The 2,304-nt window shown below is 77.9% G+C and carries 1 protein-coding gene; it reads left to right on the forward strand.

Features of this window, described 5'->3' with window-relative positions; all coding sequences use genetic code 11:
- The coding region (locus tag ACLBYE_RS30295) for an autotransporter outer membrane beta-barrel domain-containing protein (protein ID WP_447697002.1) at positions 1 to 2,304 on the forward strand (2,304 nt) is incomplete at both ends.

Here is a 2,304-nt window from a genome sequence, read left to right on the forward strand (position 1 = left end):
TCCACCAGCGGCACCGTCACGGGCGGGCTGACCAATGCCGGTCTGACCCTCAACACCGGCGCCATCGGCGGCGGCGTGGCCAACAGCGGTGTCCTCAGCAACGCCGGCACCCTCGCGGGCGGCCTGACCAACACCGGAACGGCCCTCAACACCGGCGCCATCGCCGGCGGCGCGGCCAACAGCGGCAGCCTGGTCAACGCCGGCACCCTCGCGGGCGGCCTGACCAACGCCGGCACGGCCCTCAACACCGGCGCCATCGGCGGCGGCGTGGCCAACACCGGCTTCCTCGCCACCAGCGGCACGATTGCCGGCGGCCTGACCAATGCCGGCACCGTGCTCGCCAGCGCCGGCCGCATCGACGGCGCCATCGCCAACAATGCCGGCCTGCTCGCCGTCGCCGGATCCGTGGCCGGCACCGGCCCCTTCGCCAACGCCGCCGGCGCGACGCTCGCCGTCACGGGCGGCGGCAGCTACAGCCTCGCCGGTCCCCTCGCCAATGCCGGCCTCGTCGCCGTCGCCCAGAGCGCCAGCCTCACCGCCTCCGGCGGCCTCAGCAATGCCGGCCTGGTGGCCAGCGACGGCACCCTCACCGCCGACCTGACCAACACCGGCGTCGCCCGCCTGTCCGGACAGTTCAACGGCACGCTCACCAACGCCGGCCTCGTGCAGATCACCGGCCCGCTCGCCGGGCTGACCGGCCTGACCAACACCGGCGCCCTCGACCTCGGCGGCACCGCCCTCACGCTCACCGATCTCGCCGGCCCGGCCTCCGCGGTCCTCGGCAACGGCGCCCTCACGGTCGCGGGCGCGGCCGCCTCCACCTACGCCGGCGCCATCCTGGAGACCGCGAGCCCGACCAGCCTGACCAAGGCCGGCCCCGGCACGCTCACGCTCACCGGCCTCGGCCGCTTCTCAGGCCCGACCACCGTCCAGGCCGGCACGCTCTCGCTCAACGGCCTCTGGACCTCGCCGGTCACGGTCGCGGCCGCCGGCACCCTGCGCGGCATCGGCACCGTCGCGGCCCCGGTCACGGTCGCCGGCGCCCTGCGGCCGGGCAACTCCCCCGGCACGCTCACCGTGCTCGGCCCGGTGGCGTTCGCCCCCGGCAGCAGCCTCGGCCTCGACATCGACGGCCCGGGCACCGGCACCGGCGCGGGCAGCTACGCCCGCCTGCTGGCGCTCGGCCCGACCGGCACGGTCTCGGCCAACGGCACCCTGGTGCCGGAACTGCGCGGCATCACCGGCAACGCCACCAACGGCTTCACCCCCGCGCTCGGCCAGCGCTTCGGCGTGCTGACCGCGCAGGCCGGGCTGTCGGGCTCGTTCAGCGGGCTCGCCCAGCCGGCGGCGGGCCTGCCGGCGGGCACGCGCCTCGACGCGCTCTACGCCGCCACCGGCCTCGACCTCGTGGTCACGCCCGCCGCCTACGGCAACCTCGCCGGCCTCGGCCTCGCCCAGACCGGCAACGCCCGGGCCGTGGGCGCGGCCCTCGACCTCGCCCGCCCGGCCGCCGGCACGCGGCCGGACGCGGCGCGAGCGCGGGTGTACGACCCGCTCTACGCGGCCGGCCCGGCGACGCTGCCGGGCGGGCTGGCGAGCCTGTCGGGCCAGAGCTACGGCGACGCGGTGATGACCGACCTCGCCGCGCGCCGGCTGCTCTCCGACACGATCGACCGGCACCAGCGCGGGCTGGGCGGGGGCGCGGGCGCGTTCGGCGCGGGCGATCCGGGCCCGGGCCCGAACCGCACGGCTTTGCAGGTGCGCGGCGGGGCCGGGGCGGCGGCGGCGCCGCTGGCGGTGGGCGAGGGCCGGGTCTGGGCCGACGCGCTGTACGGGTTCGGGGCGCGGGCCGGCGACCGGGCGGCTTCGGGGGCCGGGTTCGACGCGGGCGGGCTGCTGATGGGCGTCGACCGTCAGGTCGGGGCGGACACGCAGGTGGGCGCGGCGTTCAGCTACCTGCGTGAGGGCGGCACGTCGCGGGGCGCGGGGCTGGGGCGGTTCACCACCGACAGCTACGGGGGCACGCTGTACGCGAGCACGCGGCTGGGCGCGGTGGTGCTGCGCGGCACGGCGGGGGTGTCGTACGCGGACGGGCGGGTGGACCGGACGGTGGCGCTGGGCGCGGCGGTGTCGCAGGCCTCCGGGCTGTCGTCGGGCTGGAACGGCGGGGTGTCGGGCTTTGCCGGGTACGCGCTGGCGACCGGCCTGCCGGTGGAGGTCGTGCCGGAGGTGGGCTTCAGCTACGACCGGCTGACGCGGGGCCGGGTGTCCGAGCGGGGCGGTCTGGTCGGGCAAGGTCTGGTC

This window comes from Methylobacterium sp. A52T (genome assembly GCF_053346095.1).